This is a genomic window from Brevibacillus sp. JB24b, assembly GCF_051713385.1.
Classification (GTDB): domain Bacteria; phylum Bacillota; class Bacilli; order Brevibacillales; family Brevibacillaceae; genus Brevibacillus_B; species Brevibacillus_B laterosporus.
In genome coordinates this window covers 3427246-3447108 of sequence record NZ_JBNVQV010000001.1, presented here as the reverse complement: position 1 = coordinate 3447108, position 19863 = coordinate 3427246, and the positions used below count along the sequence as shown (strand labels likewise).

The following is a 19863-nucleotide window of genomic DNA, read 5'->3' as shown; positions in this document are numbered from 1 at the left end:
TGATGATAATGATGGTACAATCTAGCAATTGTCAGAATCTATACAAAGATAAAACAAGAACAACGACGAATAAGGACACGTTGGTACACTATAGAAGAGGGATAACACGCGGGCAGGCTATAGTAACGATACTGCTCATCATAATAGTATCCTTTGCAGCAGGCAGTATGATTTTTGGAAAAGAAAAAGTGGCTATTGCAGCTCCCAATACACAGCAAGAAGCTCTTGTCATTACCATTCAGCCAGGTGATACGCTGTGGAGTATTGCGGAAGCATATCAGCAGGAATCCGGGTTATCAGTTAGGGAACTAAAGGAAGAGATCATGATACGAAATCAATTAGATAGCCCAATGATTTATGCAGGAAATAATCTCGTTATTCCAGCATACCGGTAGGCTTTAAACCATAATTTATATCTCCTCTCTTTGGTCTTGTGTTATAATAAAGAGAAGTTAGTTGAGGAGGTATCACCATTGGTTACTGATGCAGAGGTAAAACGTATTAATGAATTAGCCAAGAAATCGAAGGGTGTTGGCTTAACTCCAGAAGAAAAAGCGGAGCAACAAGTTCTTCGTCAAAAATACATTGATGCTATGAAGGCTTCCTTGAAATCTAGTTTAGACTCGATCCGTTATGTAGAGGATGAGGAACCTAAGCATAAGCACTAGTCTATGTGATTTCTTTAAATAATCCACGTAGGAATAGTGCCGTTGATTAGGGTTACTTACAATTACAAGCAAATAAGAGGCGATGGAGTTCGCCCGAAGCGCCGTTAGGCTAATGACTCCTACCAGTAATATTGCTGGTAGGAGTTTGTTTGTATATGTGTCAGAAATAGATGATAGAGGAGGGAGTGCATGTCATTTTTTATTGTTGGACTATCAGGAATGATGGGGGCTGTATCTCGATATTTACTAGGAGCATGGACATCGGGCTGGTGGGGGCTTTCATTTCCTTTAGGAACGCTAGTAATTAATTTCATAGGCTGCATTGGATTAGGCATTCTCAATCAATATATCCTAACTCGAAATCAACTGCCTTCCTGGTTTACCGTAGGAGTAGGAACAGGGTTTATTGGCTCTTTTACTACCTTTTCGACTTTTAGTGTAGAGACGCTAACTCTTTGGCATCAGCATCAATATATGCTAGCGATTTGTTATGTGTTGGCCAGTCTATGGGGAGGGTTATTAATGGCATGGCTTGGTTCTTTGATAGGTACTCGATTAGCACAGAGAGGGAGCGAGACTGATGCTATTGAATAGTATAGGAGTAGCATTAGGCGGGTGTCTGGGAGCAGTGGCTCGCTATGGAATCAGTCTGCTGATAAATCGGCGTTATCAAGGAATGTTTCCATTGGCAACCTGCTGTATCAATATTCTTGGATGTTTTTTATTAGGTATAATAACAAGCTCTTCATTGGCCCCATTTTTTGTGGTAATGGCAGGAACAGGTTTTATGGGAGCTTTCACTACCTTTTCGACATATAAATGGGAAAGCTACTCTTTATTCACCAAAAAACGTTACCAGATAGGAATCATATACTTACTTATCAGTTATTCCTTGGGAATTTCATCTGCCGCACTGGGGATGTTTCTCGGAGTACATTTGTGATTTCTAAGATTGTCCTTGGATTTGTTATTTTGTTTTGATAAGATAAATATTCGTTTGATGAAAAGGAGGTTAGACATGTGACCATTCATCATCCTGCATATAAGGAAGAACAAGACCGGCTGGATAAAACGGTACATACCATTGAAAAGGAGATTGGACAGCTCCGAGAAGATCTGCGAGAGGCAACGGATGATTATGTTAAACAAGTAGTCAATTCTTCGAAAGCAAGGGATCTCTTTCATTTGGAAAGCTCCGTGAAAAAGCCCTACTTTGGTCGAGTGGATTTCATGAAGGAAGAAACGTATGAAATGGATTCCGTATACATCGGAAAACGTGGGATCGTAGAACGCGACACAATGGATAGTGTTGTAGTAGATTGGCGTGCACCTATTGCCAGTCTTTATTACAGTGGGGAGAACAAGGATGCTTTTTACCGAACACTTCAGGGAATTGTACGTGGAGAAGTAAAGCTAAAACGTAATTTTGCTATAGAAGATGCTCGGATTACAGGAATATATGATGGAGCTTTAAAAGAAAAAATTCATCGCGAGATTGGGGCGCCAGAGGATTTTCTTGAAGAAGGCTATATAGACGAATTTTTAGCTTCTAGTCTGAATCAAAATAACGATAGTCGATTAAAAGATATCGTTGCTACAATTCAAACGGAACAGAATGATATCATTCGTGCTGAAAAAGATCGGGCTATTGTAGTACAAGGAGTAGCAGGAAGCGGAAAGACTACGATTGCATTACACCGATTGTCCTATTTGATTTATAATTACCAGCATTTGATCGCTTCCAAGAAATTTATGGTATTTGCGCCAAATAAGCTGTTTTTAACATATATCTCTGATGTATTACCCGAATTAGGCGTGGAGGATGTGCAGCAAGCAACTTTCACCGAGTGGGCAGCCAAACAGGTAAAGGTGCTTTTGCCAAAAGGATGGCGAATTGTTGATCCGAGCAAACCATTGCTACTTTTCTTTGAAGACGATACAAGCAAGCAGATGGAGCAACGTAAAGCGTGGAATCGGATGTCATTTAAGGGTTCTATTCACTGTCATAATATGTTAGATCGGTATATGAATTATTTGCTACATGAACTAATAACCTATAAGGATTTGCGATTTATTTATAATAAGACAAAGCATGTGTTTGAAATGAAAAAAGCAGATATTCGCCAGTTGTTTATTGATGAATTTGCTCATTTACCATATCAACGGAGAAGAGAAGCTTTAGCTAAGCATGTGAAACAACAGATGACGCAACAATTATTTACTCATTTGAGGGAAGCAAAAATTGATCTGGATAAGCCTAGCTTATTGCGTTTTGAGAAAAAAATAGATGAATTACTTGCTTTGTATTTAGGTAAGTGGCCAAGTATAGATGTGTTTAGTGTGTATGCGCAACTATTGCAAGATTGGGAGCTGATACGCAAGCTTACCAGTGAAGAAATTCCGGATGAAGTGCTGCAAGATGTTGTGGAGACTTCAAAATCATTAATAGAGGAAGAACGTATAGAAGCAGAAGATCTTGCTCCTATTTTATATCTTCGTCATCTGCTGGAAGGAAGCGGGAAGGAAGCACCTTTTGATCATACGGTGATTGATGAAGCTCAGGATTTGAGTTATGTAGAGATTTTAGTGCTTTCTTTACACACAAAAAATGAGTCAATGACTATCGTAGGGGATTTGGCTCAAGGTATTCATGCCTACCGTGGATTAGATAGCTGGCAGCCAGTTTTACGAAATATCTTCAAAAAGAAAACAGACTTTTATACATTAGAGCAGAGCTATCGTTCGACTATTGAAATTATGAATTGGTCCAATGTTGTTCTAGAGGGCACTCACTTACCGGAAATTACAGAGGCCAAGCCAGTGTTGCGTCATGGTGAGGAACCGCTATTCTTACGGGCCAAAAGCCTAAGCAACATGCTAGAGGATATTAAAAAACGAGTCGAAAAGTTTCTAGATGTTGGTCATCAAACGGTGGCGATTGTAACCAAAACCATACATGAGAGTAAAAAAATTGCCAAGGCATTAAAAGAAAAAGGTCTTGAGCTACATCATTTGGGTGTAAAAGATAAGGAATTTCCCGGTGGAGTAACGGTTCTTCCTGCTTATCTGACGAAAGGGTTGCAATTTGATGTAGTAATTGTCCTACACGTAGATAATGAACATTACAGGAACAATGTGATGGATGCCAAGCTACTTTATGTAACAATGTCTCGTCCTGTACATCAACTTCTACTATATATTCAAGGGGAAGCTAAGGTGACACCATGGCTAGAGGCAAAAGCAAATGCTATACAAGAAATATGAAATGAAAAATAATGCAAGGTAATACTAAAAAATCATGAAAGCTTCCCAGAATGAACGATTGTTTGAGTACGATCAGTTCAGGTAAAGCAATCATGGTTTTTGCTTTGGTTGTATATGCTTATACTTTTGAAATGATCACTTGTTCTACTACTTCAATGTTTGGATTGAGTGACTGGATAATGGTGCAATTAGAAGGTATTAAGCGCAAAGCCTTTTCCAGCTTCTCCTGTACAAGGTCAGAACCTGCAATGGTATAAACCAAGCTTACCTTCGTCAAAGGATTAGGAGCATCCTCACTTTGCACGGCATCAATTTGGAGGGTTAGCGAATCGTACGAAATACGTTGTTTTTCTAAGATGCGGGTGAAGACGATTTGGCTACAGCCAGCAATTGCAGAAACTAGCAAATCAATTGGTTTAAAGCCACTCTGACGATCACTAGAGATGGTCAAATTCTCAAAGGGGAGTGTTGTTTGCAAGGTTTGATTAATCTGAGTGAATTGCATGATCCTTCCTCCTGTTTAAAAAAATAGAGCAACCACGAAGAAGAGTGTTCTTCGTGGCTGCTTTTGAATGCAAATAATATGTAGAGTTTGAGATACAAACAAATCAACCAGGGGAAAAGAAATTAGTGATCTCCTGTGTTGCCCTTGCTTGGATTGGTTACTACAAAGCCTTCCTCTGGAACATACAGATAATCTATTACGACTCCATCTAGTAAATCCTCGGAAGTTTGCAGAAGGACATCAATGTCTTTATCAGTAGATACAACGGTATCTTTCTCTGAAGGTTTGTCCAAAGTCATACCATAATGAGCGTGAGTACCATGTTTGTGCGTGATATATACGCGAAGCTTTAAATCTTTATCTGTTTCCTGAGCCATGATTTCATTGATTTTTTTTGCGGCATTGCGAGTAATTTTTGCTTTCATCATCGAAGACTCCTTACCTTGTTAGGATGTGTTCATCATAACAAAATTACCTTCTATGTGGCAAACCTCTTACGCACTTTTGCGTGAACATCTTGAATGGAATGAATCGGTGGCATGTTCCAATGAAGGAAGGTAAGAACAAAAACCAGACTCAGATATGGATATTGGGCTGCCAATAGTGTACATGGCAACCCATGCTAGCTATTCTTAATAAAATGCTCCAGGCCAATCGTACCATCCAAGCGAAGATAAATAAGCATCTGTGAATGCATCTTCTTCACGAGGAGGATAGGACAGTTCGTGCTCATCTACAAATAACAATTCACTCGGCTCTGCATGACGATGTGGATCATAATTCATGGAGAAAAGCCCCCCCTTCACAGTACATAGTCTGTCCCATTTTAAGAGGAAATACGATTTTAAAATTTTTTTAAAAAGGTATTGAATATCAAAAAGGTTCATGATATACTCAATTTTGTTGTGAAGCAAATAATGATTTGCTATTTGAAATGCCGGTGTAGCTCAATTGGTAGAGCACCTGACTTGTAATCAGGGGGTTGTGGGTTCAAGTCCTATCGCCGGCACCATTTTAATGGGGAGATAGTGAAGTGGCTAAACACGGCAGACTGTAAATCTGCTCCCTCCGGGTTCGGCGGTTCGAATCCGTCTCTCCCCACCATACTTGTTACTAGAGCACCTTGACTGTTAGTCACGGTGCTTTTTTATGTATTAGCTAGAATTCGTATTTTTATTACGAGATGAATTTGCTTCGGACAAAATTATCTTATGACATGTTGATTGTCCGTATGTTATCCTATTCATTGAGATGGATGGTATGGCAGGAGTAAACATAGTAGGGAGAAATTGTGTACGCTAGCCGAAATCTGAAATTACCAAAAAAGTAAAAAAGAAACATTTTCACTTTTTTTATTGAAGAAAAACTAAATATTGTCTTGTCGGAATTGTGTATTCTATTCCTATTTCGTCCATTTGTAGAATGTAAGAAGAACCTATTTTATGGGTATTGCGGTAAAGTAAAAGGAGAGTCCTATTTTAATAAAATATAGTGACTGGTAGTTCTTTTTCGTGCGATTAAATGGAAGCTCTGTTTGTCATACTAGAAGAGAGGAATATATGAAACTGGGGTGGTTTACGTGATTTCACAACAAGATATTATGAAGGTGCAGCAACAAATGAACCGGGAAGTAAGTAAGCTGGTCAATATTGTATTAGTAGACAGTCAACAAGTAGCTGGTGAAATTTCGGAAGCGACTGATGATGAGATTCGTTTGTCTGATGGGCGAACCTACAGGTATGAAACGATCCGTGAAATTAATGGTCTATAAAAATGAAAGCGGTAACATTTAGCTGAATCAGAGCCAAAAACATTTTATAGGAAGCCGTGATGATCTATCGCCATGTATTTCTCAAGATAGGAAAAGGGGGCTAGAACACCCCCTATAGTAGTTTATAGACCTGAAATTGGGAAGAAATATTTTAATGCATCAGGTAGAACACGTTGCCAAAAGCCCCAAACATGGTCACCGTGATCTTCGATGTAGGCGATACGTGCTTGCTTTCGATCTAAAACAGACTTCATTCGTTGGTTATAGTCTAAGAAATCGTAAATACCTGTGCTGGTTTCTACTTGTAACTCTTCCAAGCCCACAATCATCCACATGTGCATCCAGGATAGGTCAGTTGTTTTTTCTGCTTCATCAATAGAGGCATCAAAGAATGCACCTGATAAAGAGATGATTTTGTGGAATAGATGAGGGTAATCAAGGGCCAAATGGAACGAAACAGTACCACCAAGAGAGTCACCGGCTAGAATACGGCTATCAGGGTCTTGGCGGATTGGATATTTGTCCTCAATATAAGGGACAAGCTCCTCTGCGAAGAAGCGTTTGTACCCAGGGTTTCTTTCCCCAACATGTGAGTATTCACTGGTGCGTTTGCTTCGCTCATTTGAGACGCCGACAATAATCATAGGCTCCATGCCTTCTTCAAGAATAAGGCGATTAGCGATTGTAGCGATTCGACCCATCGTAAAGAACTCATTTCCATCCTGACAATAGATGACCGGGTAGGAGAGCATGTCGTTGAAGCCCGGAGGTAAATACACTTTTACTTGACGTGGTGCATCTAGGTACTTGCTGGTAAGTTCTTCTTTGATGATGGTTCGTTTTAGGATGTCTGACATCGAATGGAAACCTCCCGACAATTATTCTATTGATTTTACAAATTGTAATTAAGGACTTGCAAAAAAATGATACAGAACTTATCATTGATAATAACAGGAACAAGTAAACCCCTGTAATGACTATATTATAACACAAAAAACAGAGTCATGAACTGAAATATAACAGTTAAAATAACTTTTATATGGTTCGCATATACAGGGCTTTTTGTATCTTCAGTAAGAATGTAATTTTACTCCAAACAAAACTCCGTTAATGAGGTGAGCTAAATGACTGTATCTACTGCTGTAGAACATATCGGTCACAATGAGCCGTTGCAAATTCTGGCTCCGGATGGAACTGTTGTTAATCCTGAAATGATGCCTAAGCTTTCTGATGAAGAGCTTCGTGAGATTATGCGTCGCATGGTTTTCACTCGCGTTTGGGATCAACGTGCAATCAGTTTGCAACGTCAAGGTCGTCTTGGCTTCGTAGCTCCAGTGTCTGGACAAGAAGCTACCATGGTTGGTTCTGAATTTGCTTTGAGCAAAGAAGACTTTATCCTACCAAGCTACCGTGACCTTCCACAAATGGTATGGCATGGTGTTCCTATGTACCAAGTATTCTTGTGGTCCCGTGGTCATATCGAAGGTGGACGTTACCCTGAGGGCGTAAACGTATTGATGCCACAAATTATCATTGCAGCACAATGTACACAAGCTACTGGTGTAGCAATGGGCTTTAAGCTTCGTGGAGAAAAGAAAGTAGCAATCAACTACTTCGGTGACGGCGCTACTTCTCAAGGTGATTTCTATGAAGCAATGAACTATGCTGGTGTATACAACCTGCCAGTTATCTTCTTTAACCAAAACAATGGTTATGCAATCTCCTTGCCGTTTGCTAAGCAAACAAAATCCGAAAACATCGCTGTCAAATCTGTAGCAGCTGGTATTTCTAGTGCTCGTATTGATGGTATGGACGTTCTTGCAGTTGTAAAAGCAACACAAGTTGCAAGAGAGCGCGGTATTAACGGTGGAGGAGCTACATTGATCGAAGCTCTTACATACCGTTTCGGTCCTCACTCCATGTCTGGTGATGATCCAACTCGTTACCGTACTGGGGAAGAGCAATCCGAATGGGAACAAAAAGATCCATTAATTCGTTTCCGTAAGTTCCTAGAAGCAAAAGGACTATGGAGCGAGCAGGATGAAGAGGCAGTAATCGAAGAGGCAAAAGCCCATGTTGCTGAGCAAATCAAGAAAGCTGACGAAACAGCAAAAATGAAAGTTTCTGAGCTTATTGATGTGATGTTCGAGACTTTGCCTCCACACCTAGAAGAACAAAAAGCAGAATATCTGGCAAAGGAGTCGAAGTAAGCCATGGCAAATTTGACAATGATTCAAGCCATTACAGATGCGATGCGTATTGAATTGGCACGCGACCCTCAAGTTCTTGTATTTGGGGAAGACGTGGGTAATAATGGCGGTGTATTCCGTGCAACAGAAAATCTGCAAAAAGAGTTTGGCGAAGATCGCGTATTTGATACACCTCTAGCTGAATCTGGATTTGGTGGATTGGCAGTAGGTCTTGGTGTCAACGGATTCCGTCCAGTTGTTGAGATTCAATTCTTTGGTTTCGTTTTTGAAACAATTGATGCGATCGTAACTCAAGCTGCTCGTATGCGTTACCGTTCTGGTGGAAAATTCACTAGCCCAATCGTATTCCGCTCTCCATTTGGTGGCGGCGTAAAAACCCCTGAGTTGCATTCTGACTCACTAGAAGGTATCTTCCTTCAAACACCAGGTGTGAAAGTAGTAATCCCATCTAATCCTTACGATGCAAAAGGTCTATTGATCTCCGCGATTCGCGATAACGATCCGGTAATCTTCCTTGAGCATATGAAACTATATCGTTCCTTCCGTCAAGAAGTACCAGAAGGCGAATATACAATTCCATTGGGTAAAGCAAACATCGTTCGTGAGGGTACAGATGTAACGATCATCACTTACGGTGCAATGGTTCAAACAAGCATGAAAGCTGCGGAAGAATTAGAAAAACAAGGTAAAAGCGTTGAAGTTATCGATTTGCGCACCCTTTCTCCATTAGATATGGAAACAATCCTTGCTTCCGTACAAAAAACAAATCGTGCAATCGTTGTGCAAGAAGCACAACGCACTGCCGGTGTCGCTGCTGAAATCATCGCGCAAATCAACGAAAAAGCTATCTTACATCTAGAAGCGCCTGTTCTTCGTATCGCACCTCCAGATTCCGTGTTCCCGTTTGCACAAGCAGAAGATGCTTGGCTACCTGATGTAAAAGGTGTTATTGACGGCGTGAACCGTGTATTGGAGTTCTAAGATTCGTATAATCAATGGCGGAAAGTAAGCTTTCCGCCTTCTTTCTCGAAATCGATAGGAGGGAATTATAGTGGCACGATTTGAATTTAAACTGCCAGAAACCGGTGAAGGTATCCACGAAGGCGAAATTGCAAAATGGCATATTGCTGTAGGAGATACAATTGAAGAGGATCAAGTTATCCTAGAAGTACAAAACGATAAATCTATGGTAGAACTACCATCTCCTGTTGCAGGTAAAGTAGTTGAGATTACAGTTAGCGAAGGTACTGTTTCTATGCTAGGTGACACTCTTTGTGTCATTGAAGTAGAAGGTGCATTGCCTGAAGGTCAAGATCATGGTCATGGTGGCGAAAGTCATGCAGCGCCAGCTCAAGAAGCTCCTAAAGCTACTGAAGCACCGGCGGCGGCAACACCAGCCGCACCGGTTGCTCAAGGTGGGGCACCAATCGATCGCAAGCATGTACTTGCTACTCCTTCCGTGCGTAAATACGCTCGTGAAAAGGATATTGACTTGGCGTTTGTACCAGGTACAGGTGGTAAAGTAGGCCGAATTACCAAAGCTGATGTAGATGCATATCTTGCTGGTGGGGCACCTGCACCTGCTCAAGGAACAGCAGCACCACAGGTAGCAGCACCAACTGCTTCCCAAGCAGCAACGGCTACACCTACACAACACTATGCTCCACAAGCTTTCGAATTAGAAGAGCGTGTACCTTTGAAAGGTATCCGTAAAGCTATTTCTAAAGCAATGGTTAAATCTAAATATACAGCTCCACACGTTACTTTGTTTGACGAAGTAGACGTTACTGGTTTGGTTAACCTACGTAAAGAAGGTAAACCACTAGCTATGGAACAAGGAATTAAATTGACTTACCTTCCATTTATTGTTAAAGCAGTAGTGGCTGGTCTGAAAAAATTCCCAATCCTTAACACTTCTATGGATGATGAAACACAAGAAATCATCTTCAAGAAGTACTACAACATTGGTATTGCAACATCTACAGAGGACGGCTTGCTCGTACCTGTAGTTAAAGGCGCAGATCATAAATCCATCTTCGAAATCTCTGCTGAGATTAACGAATTAGCTGGTAAAGCTCGTGACCGTAAAGCAACTGCCGATGAAATGAAAGGTTCTACTTTCAGCATCACAAACATCGGTTCTGCTGGTGGAATGTTCTTCACTCCAGTGATCAACCATCCTGAAGTTGCTATTTTAGGTGTAGGTCGCATTGAAGAGAAACCAGTAGTGAAAAACGGTGAGATTGTTGTTGCACCAGTCTTAGCGTTGTCTCTAAGCTTTGACCACCGTCTAATCGATGGAGATCCAGCGCAACGTTTCATGAACTATATCAAAAAGCTTCTGGAGAACCCAACACTATTGGTTATGGAGGGATAACATCATGGTAGTAGGAGAATTCGTAGAAGAAATTGACGTAGTAGTCATCGGGGCAGGTCCTGGTGGTTATGTCGCAGCAATCCGCGCAGCTCAAATGGGGAAAAGCGTAGTTGTAGTAGAACGTGGTAACGTAGGTGGCGTATGCTTAAACGTGGGTTGTATCCCATCAAAAGCTCTTATCCACGCTTCTCACGTTTATGAAAATGCACAGCATGGTGCTAGCATGGGTATTACCATGGAGAATGTAAAAGTTGACTATGCTAAAGTACAAGAATGGAAAAGCGGCATCGTGAAACAATTAACTGGCGGGGTTGCTTCTTTGTTCAAAGGAAACAAAGTACGTCTAGTTTCTGGAGAAGCGTTCTTCTTGTCAGAGAATGAAGTTAGCGTTTATAACGAAAATGAATCTCATAAATTTAAGTTCAACAATGCGATTATCGCAACTGGTTCTCGTCCGTTCGAACTTCCAGCGTTTAAATGGAGCAAGCGAGTATTGTCCTCTACTGAGGTATTAAGTCTTAGCGAAATTCCAAAACGCATGGTAGTTATCGGTGGTGGATACATCGGTGTCGAGCTAGGTACGGTTCTTGCTAAATTTGGTACAGAACTTACAATCCTTGAGGGTGCTGATCATATTCTACCTGGATTTGAACAAGACATGACTCGTCTAGTTGAGCGTCGTTTGAAAAAACACAACGTGAAAATTCATACCAAAGCTCTTGCAAAAGGCGTGGAAGAATCAGAAAACGGTGTAGTCGTAAAAGCAGAAGTAAAAGGAGAAGAAATGTCCTTTGAAGCTGATTACGTACTAGTTACTGTTGGTCGTAAGCCTAACACAAATGATATCGGTCTTGAAGCGATCGGCGTGAAAATGAACGAACGAGGATTGATCGAAGTTGATAAACAAGGTCGTACAAGTGTGCCAAGCATCTATGCGATTGGTGACATTGTTCCAGGTCTTGCGCTAGCTCACAAAGCTTCTTATGAAGGTAAAGTGGCAGCTGAAGCAATTGCAGGACATGCGGCTGAAGTGGATTACAAGTGCATTCCTTCTGTTGTATTCTCCGATCCAGAAATGTCCAGCGTGGGTATCTCTGAAAAAGAAGCAAAAGAACAAGGTCTAGATGTAGTTGTGGGTCGTTTCCCTTATGCTGCTAACGGACGCGCTCTATCTGTTAATGCTGGCGAAGGATTTGCAAAAATCATTGCTGACAAAGAAACAGGAGTAGTTCTAGGTGCTCAATTTGTTGGGGAAGATGCTTCTAACATCGTATCTGAAGTAGCTTTGGCTATTGAGATGGGTGCTACATTAGAAGATATCGAACTAACTATCCATGCTCACCCAACTTTGGGCGAAGTAACATTGGAAGCTGCAGAATTGGCGCTTGGTCGTCCGATTCACGTGGTAGTAAAATAAATATCTCTATATAAAAGGTTGCTGGGTTATCCAGCAACCTTTTTTCTGTACACCTATAAGAAGGTGGTTATTCTAGCAAGCGAGTAAGGCCTAGGTAGCTTACTGCATGCTACGTATTACAGTGATTAGAGAGATCAGGTATAAATTTTGGAGCCAAAGCGTTTAAATTCCTCTGCCTTCTGAGAGAGCCCTGTTTTAATCAGAGATTCTTCAAGATTTGGTATATTTTTATCCGTCAAATTTTTATTATCAACCATTTCCTTTATTTCATGACTAATTTTCATACTGCAAAATTTTGGACCACACATCGAGCAAAAATGTGCTGTTTTAGCTGGTTCTGCGGGAAGAGCTTCATCATGATAGTCGCGTGCTCGATCGGGATCTAATGATAAATGAAATTGATCGTGCCAACGAAATTCAAAGCGGGCTTTTGACATCGCATCATCCCATGCTTGAGCAAGTGGATGACCTTTCGCTAGATCAGCTGCATGTGCTGCGATTTTATAGGCGATAACCCCTTCTTTTACATCATGCTTATTAGGCAGTCCCAAATGTTCTTTTGGTGTTACATAGCATAGCATCGCAGTACCAAACCAGCCAATCATGGCTGCGCCAATGGCAGATGTGATGTGATCGTACCCAGGTGCAATATCGGTAGTAAGTGGCCCCAAGGTATAGAAAGGAGCCTCCTGACAAATATCCTGTTGAATATCTACGTTTTCTTTAATCTTGTGCATCGGAACATGTCCTGGCCCTTCAATCATGACCTGAACGTCGTATTCCCAAGCTATTCTAGTTAGTTCACCTAAGGTTTCTAATTCCGCCATTTGGGCAGCATCATTGGCATCCGCAATGGAGCCCGGTCGTAGACCATCACCTAAAGAGAGTGAGATATCGTAAGCACTTGCAATCTCACAAATCTCACGGAAATGTGTATACAAGAAATTTTCCTGATGATAGGTAAGACACCACGAGGCCATGATAGAACCTCCGCGCGATACGATACCTGTTACTCGATCCATGGTAAGAGGGATGTAACGAAGCAAGAGTCCAGCATGTACCGTGAAGTAGTCAACACCCTGTTCTGCTTGTTCGATTAACGTATCCCGATACAATTCCCAAGATAAATTCTCGGGTTGTCCTCCGGCTTTTTCCAAAGCCTGATATAATGGTACAGTACCGACTGGAACAGGGGCATTACGTAGAATCCATTCCCGGGTAGTGTGGATATTTTTACCTGTCGAAAGATCCATAATGGTATCTGCGCCCCAGCGGATAGCCCAGACCATTTTTTCAACTTCGTCTTCTATGGAGGAGAGAACAGCAGAATTTCCAATGTTAGCATTTATTTTTACCAAAAAATGCTTTCCAATAAGCATAGGCTCTAGCTCAGGGTGATTTATATTAGCTGGTAGGATTGCACGTCCACTGGCAATTTCTTGTCGTACAATCTCAGGGTCCATTCCCTCACGTATTGCTGCAAATTCCATTTCAGGTGTAATGATCCCTTTGCGTGCGTAATGAAGCTGTGTGACGCGTCGCTCCAGGCGTGCTCGCAAGGGTTCTCGATTTTCAAATGCATGAGTAGGAAGAGGATTAGAAGCCTTTGTTTTTGTAGGGGCAGGATTTTTTTGGTCTTTATACGGCTCTGTATCCTTACGCTCTGAAATCCAAGCAGAGCGGAGCGTGGGAAGACCCTTGGTGAGATCAAGGGCTTCATACAGTGTTTCATCTGTGTAGGGTCCGCTCGTGTCATACACTTGTAAGGGAGCATTCGGAGTGACCCGTCCTTGTTGATCAACGGTAGGAGAGAGTGAAATTTCACGAAACGGAACTAGTAGATCAGACCTTGAGCCCATCACATACATTTTGCGGCTTGCAGGGAAAAAAGATGGTGTTGAAATAAAAGACATCGGTATACCTCCCAACATGGTTTGGCAACTAGCTAGGACGGTAGGAGCGACAAACAAAAAAGAGCCGTACAGCAAAGGCTGACGGCTCTTATCCATACAAAATAACATGCTGAAATAAACGAAGTAATTCGTATGGGATCGTTTCCTACGCTGGCATTATCCAGATCAGGTTTCACGGTCGGTAGCAGAGTTCTCCACCCTCTCAGCCTGGCTTAATCCAAGCTCCCGTATCCATATGTAGTTGCCCCTATACCTTATCACATGGAAAAAAGTGGGTCAATAGGAATTCAACAAGGGAAGGGGGAAAAAGTAGCAAAACCGCCAATCCAACCAATGGAAGGCGGTTTTGCTAACAGAAAACTATCCTTCGCGTGTTTTGATTTGATGGGTATGATTCTGTTGCTTTACTTTTTTCGTTCCAGGTTGTGGTTCCCCCGTTTGTTCTAAGCCACGAAATTGGTTATTATAAGTTTGATGCGGATTTTCTACTAAGAAATCGTCTTTCGCCATCCCTTATCAACTCCTTCGTGATTAGTATGGGAGGGAAATTCGTATCACATGCACAGGGAAGTGTATGTAAAGCTGTGAATTATAGTTAAACTGGAGAGGACAGATTTTCATGAAAAAAAGAACAATGCTTTTGGCAGTGATTGCTAGCTTACTACTTGTGACAGGATGTAGTGGAAATCAATCGGATACTGCACCTACAGAACAAGCCCAAGATATAAAGGTAAATCAGATAGATCTTACAGCTGAGCTTAAGCTTACAGAGCAAGCTGTTATTGGGAAAACGACACTAGCTCAGATGGAAAAAACATATGGATCTGCTGTAGAAAAAAAGACTATTAAAAGTAATTTTCGCACCAATTTAAAAGCGGAGAATGGACCAAATCCAGAAGTGGAACAAGAAATAGCTTTTATCAAGATCAATCCGGTAACAGGCGCAAAATGGAACAAGGCCTATCCCTTATATTTTACTAAAACGGCTGACCCTACATTAGTAGCTGCTCAAGTAATGTTAAAACGCGGAGATTTGATGAAAAAACTTGAGACTGAAAAGCAACTGTCCCTAGAAGATGTCAAAAAGGTTTATGGAGCACCAACACGTGACCTAGGAAGAGTTCTGGAGTATTATGATTTCAACAATAAAGCTGTTCTGCATGTCATTCTAACGGACAATAATCAAATCTCCACTATGTTAACTCATTATGGATTGTTGTATGCGGACAAGCCAGAGGATATGATTGAGAATGAAAATATTATAAAGCGTTTGAGTCAGGAAAAAGGCTCAGCTTCTAAGTAAAATCTGCCGGAAGCCTTTATAAGAGACATAACCTATAAAAGCCGTGGCGAATGGAGGGAACATCATGCCAACCTTGATTGCACCAGTATTTAATACCGTAACAGATAAGCCACTTCGTATACAGCTTAGTGAGGATTTCTTTCTGGTATCAGGCTTTGAGCCCTTGTATAAAATTTGTCATGAGCGCTTGCGTCCACAGATGAACGAGAATAGGCTTCATTTTGAAGAAAAAGTAAAACCAAACTCGCTGTTTCTCTATGCGGAGTATCCTACCTTAAAAGTAAAAGAGGATCGTCCCTTCATAGCTGAAATAGAGAATCGCTTAAACATGGCAAATGGCGAAGGGGTTTGTTCTATACCGTATCTATTAACAATGGAAGAAAATCGGTATGGGATCAATTATTTAAAACGTTCATTAGATGGACCTAAGTTTATCTATACCAATCAAATAGAAGGATTATTCAAGCGTCTAATGAATGCAGATATCTCATTTCCAACTGTACCCTATCGCAGATATTTATTAGCACTGGAAAAGAAATCGTTGGAGGATGAGTTATTAGATTTATGGATTGCTTTGGAATCTTTGTTTGTACCAGATGGAAAAAAGGGAGAAATTACGTACAAGGTGCGAACACGAATTGCTTATTACTTGGGGCAAACACCAGAAGAACGGATTAGGATTGCCAATTTTATTAAAAACTCTTACAATCATCGTTCTGAAGTGGTTCACAGTGGGAAGGATTTAGGCAATTCCATTAAAGAAGAAATACACATATTACGTCAGATTGCCAGAGCTACCCTCATTAATTTAGCTTTAGAACAAACAAAACTTCAAAAGCTGAGGGAACAACTAGATAATTTAGTGCTTACGGGTAGAACTTACAAGGAAGAGTATTCCCCTGCTTATTTTGAGCAAATTGTTTTATCCTAGAATTTTCATGAAGAAAATGGAAAAGTAGAACCCTTCCTAAATAAAAAAGCAGCTACTCTTTACTATGAGTGGCTGCTTTTTTGCAAATAAACGAATGAATAAAGACACATACATGCTATGTTAAGAAAGATGGTGTTTGTCACGAATATGCTTGATTAAACCAATTGAACCAGCTTCGACTAACTCGTACACATAATCAAATCTGCCCGTAAAATACGGGTCTTCTACTTCTGTTTCTTTATAGGCTGGAGCATAATCCATCAGTTTCGTAACATTTTTAGCATCTGGCGCAAAGGTGCGTAATTTTTCTACATTTGAATTATCCATGCATACAATATAGTCAAATTGCTGAAAATCAACGGAACGAATTTGTCTAGCAAAAATGGTATCAAAACGGACGTTATGCTTCGTTAATACCTGTTGTGTCCCTTCATGTGGAGGGTTTCCAATATGCCAGCTGCCAATCGCTGCTGAATCAATCTCAATGAATTGCTCTAGCCCAGCTTGTTGTACGTGATGACGAAAAACTGCCTCTGCCATAGGTGACCGACAAATGTTACCCAGGCAAACAAATAAAACATGAACCATATGAAAATCCTCCTTACCTTGCATCTGTACAAAACAAAACCCCGGCCATCAAGCTCGCCGAGGTTATTTGTTAACCTACTCTCATGCCTACTATTAGTATACCATCCATGCGTTTGGTAACCAACGACCGCGTGGGTCGCCATTTGCGGATTTTGTGAGAACATTACCTTTATCAACCATCATAGAAGAGGTACCGCCATCCATGGCCATTCCATTTACGGCACCGTATTCTTCTAACAGATCAGCCATATCTTTCATACTAGCCCCGATGGAGTGCTTCTGACGACCATCTATAACAATGAACAAAATAGTGCCGTCAGCAGTCTGTCCTACAGCTGTACGTGGAGCAATTCCCCAGCTAATAGGGTCTTTTCCAGCAAACAGGTTCTTCCCATTTACCATCAATTGAGGTCGGAATGACATAGCATCTCTGATATTCATTTTCAACAGCTCTTTAGAGGTATAACGACCTGTGATTAATTTGCCGTTGTAATCAATTCCAAGTACGGTGTCGCCACCAGATGGATTGTAATCCTGGAGCAGTTTGCCATCTACAATGACTAATCCAGCAGCTTGACTTCCATATCCCATAAAGTTGGGATCATAAAAACCGCTTGCATTTACTCCGCCGATTGCATTAGTGCGTTCTGAGAACTCACTAATCCATTCACCACGTGGTTTTCCACGATTCGTTTTCGTACCAATCGTTTGAATTAAATGCACCCGATTTGGATCAGAAACCTTCATAACGTATCCTTTAAAGAAATGAGCAGGATTAAAGTATTTCTCTACAGGAATAACTTCAGTCAGCTCTTTTTGAACAGGTTTTTCTTCTTGTTTTTCTTCTTTAGCAGAAGGGGTAGTTACCTCTGTAGGTGAAACGGAGTTAATCGCTTCGGGATTATTAATCTCAGCGCGAAGAGAATTAAGGGCGTCTTCTCCTACCAATGTATATTTAGCCCAACTGGAGTGTTGAGTTGTTAGCAACGTTCCAGCAAGCCACAAGCGCAAGTCGTGAGTCAAGTAAAAACCAGCGACTAGTACAACGAAGGTTACAATACTTGCTATAAATAGTTTTTTTCTTCGTTTCGCTTTTCTTTTTTTTGATCTTCGCACAGGCTGTTGATCTTTAGAACTGCGAGAACGGGTTAGCGGTGCCTCTGACATGTATCTCATTCCTATCTAGCTTAATATAATATTCTAACGTGTAAGTAGGTAGTTCCATTTATATGACGCACATGTGAATAAAAGGTTACGACTTTTTACTTCACATGAACAACACATGTAGGATAGCGTGCATTATTTCTACCAGCATGCTATATCTTAATCTGGGTAAACTATATGTGGAGGTGAGTTTTATGCGCGAATTTGATAAAGAGTTTCAGGAACAAGTAGAAGAGTACAGAAAAGATCCACCGGGTACTCATAATCAGCATAGTGAGACAGATCGCCATGATAAAATGGAAAAACATGAAACACGAGTTGATTCTAACTCCTAACCTGATACGTAAAGGCGATGACTCTTTATGAGAAATCGCCTTTTCCATACATACATAGGGCGATAGAGAAGTAAAGATTGATTTTTATACCTTGGGTTTTCTTCTTGTCAAGAACATGGTAAGCTAATCTGTACGAACTATTTGGTTGTAGGAGGATTTCTTCAGTGTCTAACGATTTTATGCAAATTACACGAGGTCCCATTGTAACATTTCTAAGGGAACGTGGCTATGAAAAGCTAACTCCTATTCAAGCACAAACCTTACCTGTTATTCTAGAGGGAAAAGATGTCATAGCTGAATCCCCTACGGGATCGGGAAAAACAATGGCATATCTGTTACCCCTTGTCCAAAATTTAGATGAAACAAAAAAAGAATTACAAGTATTAGTGTTAGCACCTACTCAAGAGCTGGTTATGCAAATTTATCGTGAGGCTACACAACTTTTAGCTTCTATAGGAATGCATGCCGCTGCGCTTATTGGTGGAGTCGATGCAAAGCGCCAATTGGAAAAGCTAAAAACTCATCCAGCTATTGTTATTGGAACGCCTGGTCGTGTCAAAGAACTATTGGAAATGCGTAAATTAAAAGTGCATACGGTGAAAAGTGTAGTAATAGATGAGGCGGATCGCATGCTCGATCGTGGGTTTGCTAATCCTGTACAGGATGTATTGCGCCGTCTAATGCGTGACACGCAACGCTTGTTTTTCTCAGCAACCTTATCTAGACAAACGCAAGCCTTGATAAAAGGCATGGCTCATGAACCGGTAGTCATTGCAACTGAGGCTCCTGATAGTAAATATGAGGTGCTACATTTTTATTTAGTAGAAGAGGGGCGTAAAAAAGCAGATGCGCTTCGTCGTCTGATTCGTTTGGTTAATGCTAAAAAAACACTTGTTTTCTTAAACACCATTGAACGAGTCGACGAAATTAAAGAAAAGCTGACTTATCATCATTTAGATTGTGAGCTACTACACCGTGATACGCCAAAGGTGGATCGAGCTAGGGCTTTGCAGCATTTCCGTGATGGCAAGCTACCTGTATTGATCGTGACAGATGTTGCTGCTCGTGGTATTGATATTTCTGACGTTGAGCTGGTTATTCACTACGATCCTGCTACAGATGCGGATACATATGTTCACCGTAGTGGAAGAACAGGACGTATGGGGAAGGCTGGGTTGGTATTTTCGATTGTGTTACCTAACCAACGATTTATCATCCAAAAATTCGCTAAACAAAAACAAATTCCTATCCAAGAAAAAGCGATGTCCTATGGGGCATTGGTTGATCCAACTGGGGAACGTAAGTCTTATTCAGGACAGAAAGCGAAACAGCGTGAATCTTCAACTGGAGATCGTACAGCAGGTAAGCGTGGTCCTTCAAGAAATCGTTCCTAAATAGCGGTTGTTTTTCTTATACA

At 41.0% G+C, this 19863-nt stretch carries 22 protein-coding genes, 2 tRNA genes and 2 riboswitches; of the genes, 16 read left to right on the top strand and 8 right to left on the bottom strand.

Translation table 11 applies throughout. The annotated features are described in order from the left end of the window. The first annotated feature begins 8 nt into the window (after positions 1 to 8). The 5 genes from ACQV1I_RS16055 (at position 9) to ACQV1I_RS16035 (ending at position 3932) form a co-directional block, all read left to right on the top strand. Positions 9 to 395: a LysM peptidoglycan-binding domain-containing protein gene (locus ACQV1I_RS16055; RefSeq protein ID WP_104033594.1), complete on the top strand. Its 387-nt coding sequence runs from the start codon at positions 9 to 11 to the stop codon at positions 393 to 395. 78 nt (positions 396 to 473) lie between these two features. Beyond that, complete coding sequence (locus tag ACQV1I_RS16050) at positions 474 to 668, top strand: DUF896 domain-containing protein (RefSeq protein WP_018670428.1); 195 nt, start codon at positions 474 to 476, stop codon at positions 666 to 668. 69 nt (positions 669 to 737) lie between these two features. Then, positions 738 to 797, top strand: a riboswitch (Fluoride riboswitch). Positions 798 to 857: 60 nt separating this feature from the next. After that, positions 858 to 1262 carry a fluoride efflux transporter CrcB gene (gene crcB, locus ACQV1I_RS16045; protein WP_116334131.1) on the top strand — a complete coding sequence of 135 codons (405 nt, stop codon included), beginning with the start codon at positions 858 to 860 and terminating at the stop codon, positions 1260 to 1262. Next, entirely contained in the window at positions 1249 to 1611 is a 363-nt protein-coding gene (gene crcB / locus ACQV1I_RS16040) for a fluoride efflux transporter CrcB (protein ID WP_094702299.1), read from the top strand. Before crcB (ACQV1I_RS16045) ends, crcB (ACQV1I_RS16040) begins: the two co-directional genes overlap by 14 nt. Before the next feature lie 77 nt (positions 1612 to 1688). Further along, complete coding sequence (locus ACQV1I_RS16035; protein ID WP_116334130.1) at positions 1689 to 3932, top strand: HelD family protein; 2244 nt, start codon at positions 1689 to 1691, stop codon at positions 3930 to 3932. 118 nt (positions 3933 to 4050) lie between these two features. Here ACQV1I_RS16035 and ACQV1I_RS16030 read toward each other — a convergent pair whose 3' ends face one another. The 3 genes from ACQV1I_RS16030 to ACQV1I_RS16020 form a co-directional block, all read right to left on the bottom strand. Then, the gene (locus ACQV1I_RS16030; protein ID WP_116334129.1) at positions 4051 to 4437 is read right to left on the bottom strand and encodes an OsmC family protein; all 387 of its coding nucleotides are present in this window, start codon (positions 4435 to 4437) and stop codon (positions 4051 to 4053) included. Positions 4438 to 4559: 122 nt separating this feature from the next. Then, the gene (locus tag ACQV1I_RS16025) at positions 4560 to 4862 is read right to left on the bottom strand and encodes a HesB/IscA family protein (RefSeq protein WP_018670432.1); all 303 of its coding nucleotides are present in this window, start codon (positions 4860 to 4862) and stop codon (positions 4560 to 4562) included. Positions 4863 to 5069: 207 nt separating this feature from the next. After that, the gene (locus ACQV1I_RS16020) at positions 5070 to 5222 is read right to left on the bottom strand and encodes a hypothetical protein (RefSeq protein WP_018670433.1); all 153 of its coding nucleotides are present in this window, start codon (positions 5220 to 5222) and stop codon (positions 5070 to 5072) included. 151 nt (positions 5223 to 5373) lie between these two features. Here ACQV1I_RS16020 and ACQV1I_RS16015 point away from each other — a divergent pair. The 3 genes from ACQV1I_RS16015 to ACQV1I_RS16005 all read left to right on the top strand — a co-directional run bounded on the left by ACQV1I_RS16015 (position 5374) and on the right by ACQV1I_RS16005 (position 6208). Continuing rightward, positions 5374 to 5449: transfer RNA gene (locus ACQV1I_RS16015), tRNA-Thr, on the top strand. Between the two features lie 7 nt (positions 5450 to 5456). Next, a tRNA-Tyr gene (locus tag ACQV1I_RS16010) sits at positions 5457 to 5541 on the top strand. Positions 5542 to 6016: 475 nt separating this feature from the next. After that, complete coding sequence (locus ACQV1I_RS16005) at positions 6017 to 6208, top strand: hypothetical protein (protein ID WP_018670435.1); 192 nt, start codon at positions 6017 to 6019, stop codon at positions 6206 to 6208. 122 nt (positions 6209 to 6330) lie between these two features. Here the strand turns inward: ACQV1I_RS16005 and ACQV1I_RS16000 are convergent, their stop codons facing one another. Then, positions 6331 to 7065 (bottom strand): alpha/beta hydrolase, encoded by a 735-nt coding sequence (locus tag ACQV1I_RS16000; RefSeq protein ID WP_094702305.1) that lies wholly within the window; start codon positions 7063 to 7065, stop codon positions 6331 to 6333. A 267-nt stretch (positions 7066 to 7332) separates the two neighbouring features. Between ACQV1I_RS16000 and pdhA the strand changes: the two genes are divergently transcribed. The 4 genes from pdhA (at position 7333) to lpdA (ending at position 12212) form a co-directional block, all read left to right on the top strand. Next, positions 7333 to 8418: a pyruvate dehydrogenase (acetyl-transferring) E1 component subunit alpha gene (gene pdhA, locus ACQV1I_RS15995; RefSeq protein ID WP_003335907.1), complete on the top strand. Its 1086-nt coding sequence runs from the start codon at positions 7333 to 7335 to the stop codon at positions 8416 to 8418. Positions 8419 to 8421: 3 nt separating this feature from the next. Beyond that, a complete protein-coding gene (locus tag ACQV1I_RS15990; RefSeq protein ID WP_094702307.1) occupies positions 8422 to 9399 on the top strand; it encodes an alpha-ketoacid dehydrogenase subunit beta in 978 nt (325 codons plus the stop codon). 70 nt (positions 9400 to 9469) lie between these two features. After that, positions 9470 to 10795 (top strand): dihydrolipoamide acetyltransferase family protein, encoded by a 1326-nt coding sequence (locus tag ACQV1I_RS15985; RefSeq protein ID WP_116334128.1) that lies wholly within the window; start codon positions 9470 to 9472, stop codon positions 10793 to 10795. 4 nt (positions 10796 to 10799) lie between these two features. Beyond that, on the top strand, positions 10800 to 12212 hold the full coding sequence (gene lpdA / locus ACQV1I_RS15980; protein WP_094702311.1) for a dihydrolipoyl dehydrogenase: 1413 nt from the start codon (positions 10800 to 10802) through the stop codon (positions 12210 to 12212). Between the two features lie 134 nt (positions 12213 to 12346). On the opposite strand, the gene thiC is transcribed toward lpdA, so the two are convergent. Next, positions 12347 to 14125, bottom strand: coding sequence for a phosphomethylpyrimidine synthase ThiC (gene thiC / locus ACQV1I_RS15975; protein ID WP_116334127.1), 1779 nt, complete (start codon positions 14123 to 14125; stop codon positions 12347 to 12349). Positions 14126 to 14247: 122 nt separating this feature from the next. Next, positions 14248 to 14364: riboswitch (TPP riboswitch) on the bottom strand. 121 nt (positions 14365 to 14485) lie between these two features. Further along, entirely contained in the window at positions 14486 to 14635 is a 150-nt protein-coding gene (locus tag ACQV1I_RS15970; RefSeq protein ID WP_018670442.1) for a hypothetical protein, read from the bottom strand. A gap of 109 nt (positions 14636 to 14744) precedes the next feature. Here ACQV1I_RS15970 and ACQV1I_RS15965 point away from each other — a divergent pair, with 109 nt between their 5' ends. Beyond that, positions 14745 to 15428: a hypothetical protein gene (locus ACQV1I_RS15965; protein ID WP_094702315.1), complete on the top strand. Its 684-nt coding sequence runs from the start codon at positions 14745 to 14747 to the stop codon at positions 15426 to 15428. 64 nt (positions 15429 to 15492) lie between these two features. Further along, positions 15493 to 16359 (top strand): HEPN domain-containing protein, encoded by an 867-nt coding sequence (locus ACQV1I_RS15960; RefSeq protein WP_104033603.1) that lies wholly within the window; start codon positions 15493 to 15495, stop codon positions 16357 to 16359. A gap of 120 nt (positions 16360 to 16479) precedes the next feature. On the opposite strand, the gene ACQV1I_RS15955 is transcribed toward ACQV1I_RS15960, so the two are convergent. Together ACQV1I_RS15955 and ACQV1I_RS15950 are read right to left on the bottom strand one after the other, a co-directional pair. Continuing rightward, positions 16480 to 16947 (bottom strand): low molecular weight protein-tyrosine-phosphatase, encoded by a 468-nt coding sequence (locus tag ACQV1I_RS15955; protein ID WP_094702319.1) that lies wholly within the window; start codon positions 16945 to 16947, stop codon positions 16480 to 16482. Between the two features lie 93 nt (positions 16948 to 17040). Then, a complete protein-coding gene (locus ACQV1I_RS15950) occupies positions 17041 to 18114 on the bottom strand; it encodes a phosphodiester glycosidase family protein (protein WP_094702321.1) in 1074 nt (357 codons plus the stop codon). Positions 18115 to 18305: 191 nt separating this feature from the next. Between ACQV1I_RS15950 and ACQV1I_RS15945 the strand changes: the two genes are divergently transcribed. Together ACQV1I_RS15945 and ACQV1I_RS15940 are read left to right on the top strand one after the other, a co-directional pair. After that, complete coding sequence (locus tag ACQV1I_RS15945) at positions 18306 to 18446, top strand: hypothetical protein (RefSeq protein ID WP_018670447.1); 141 nt, start codon at positions 18306 to 18308, stop codon at positions 18444 to 18446. Between the two features lie 164 nt (positions 18447 to 18610). Next, positions 18611 to 19840 carry a DEAD/DEAH box helicase gene (locus ACQV1I_RS15940; RefSeq protein ID WP_116334126.1) on the top strand — a complete coding sequence of 410 codons (1230 nt, stop codon included), beginning with the start codon at positions 18611 to 18613 and terminating at the stop codon, positions 19838 to 19840. Positions 19841 to 19863: the final 23 nt, after the last annotated feature.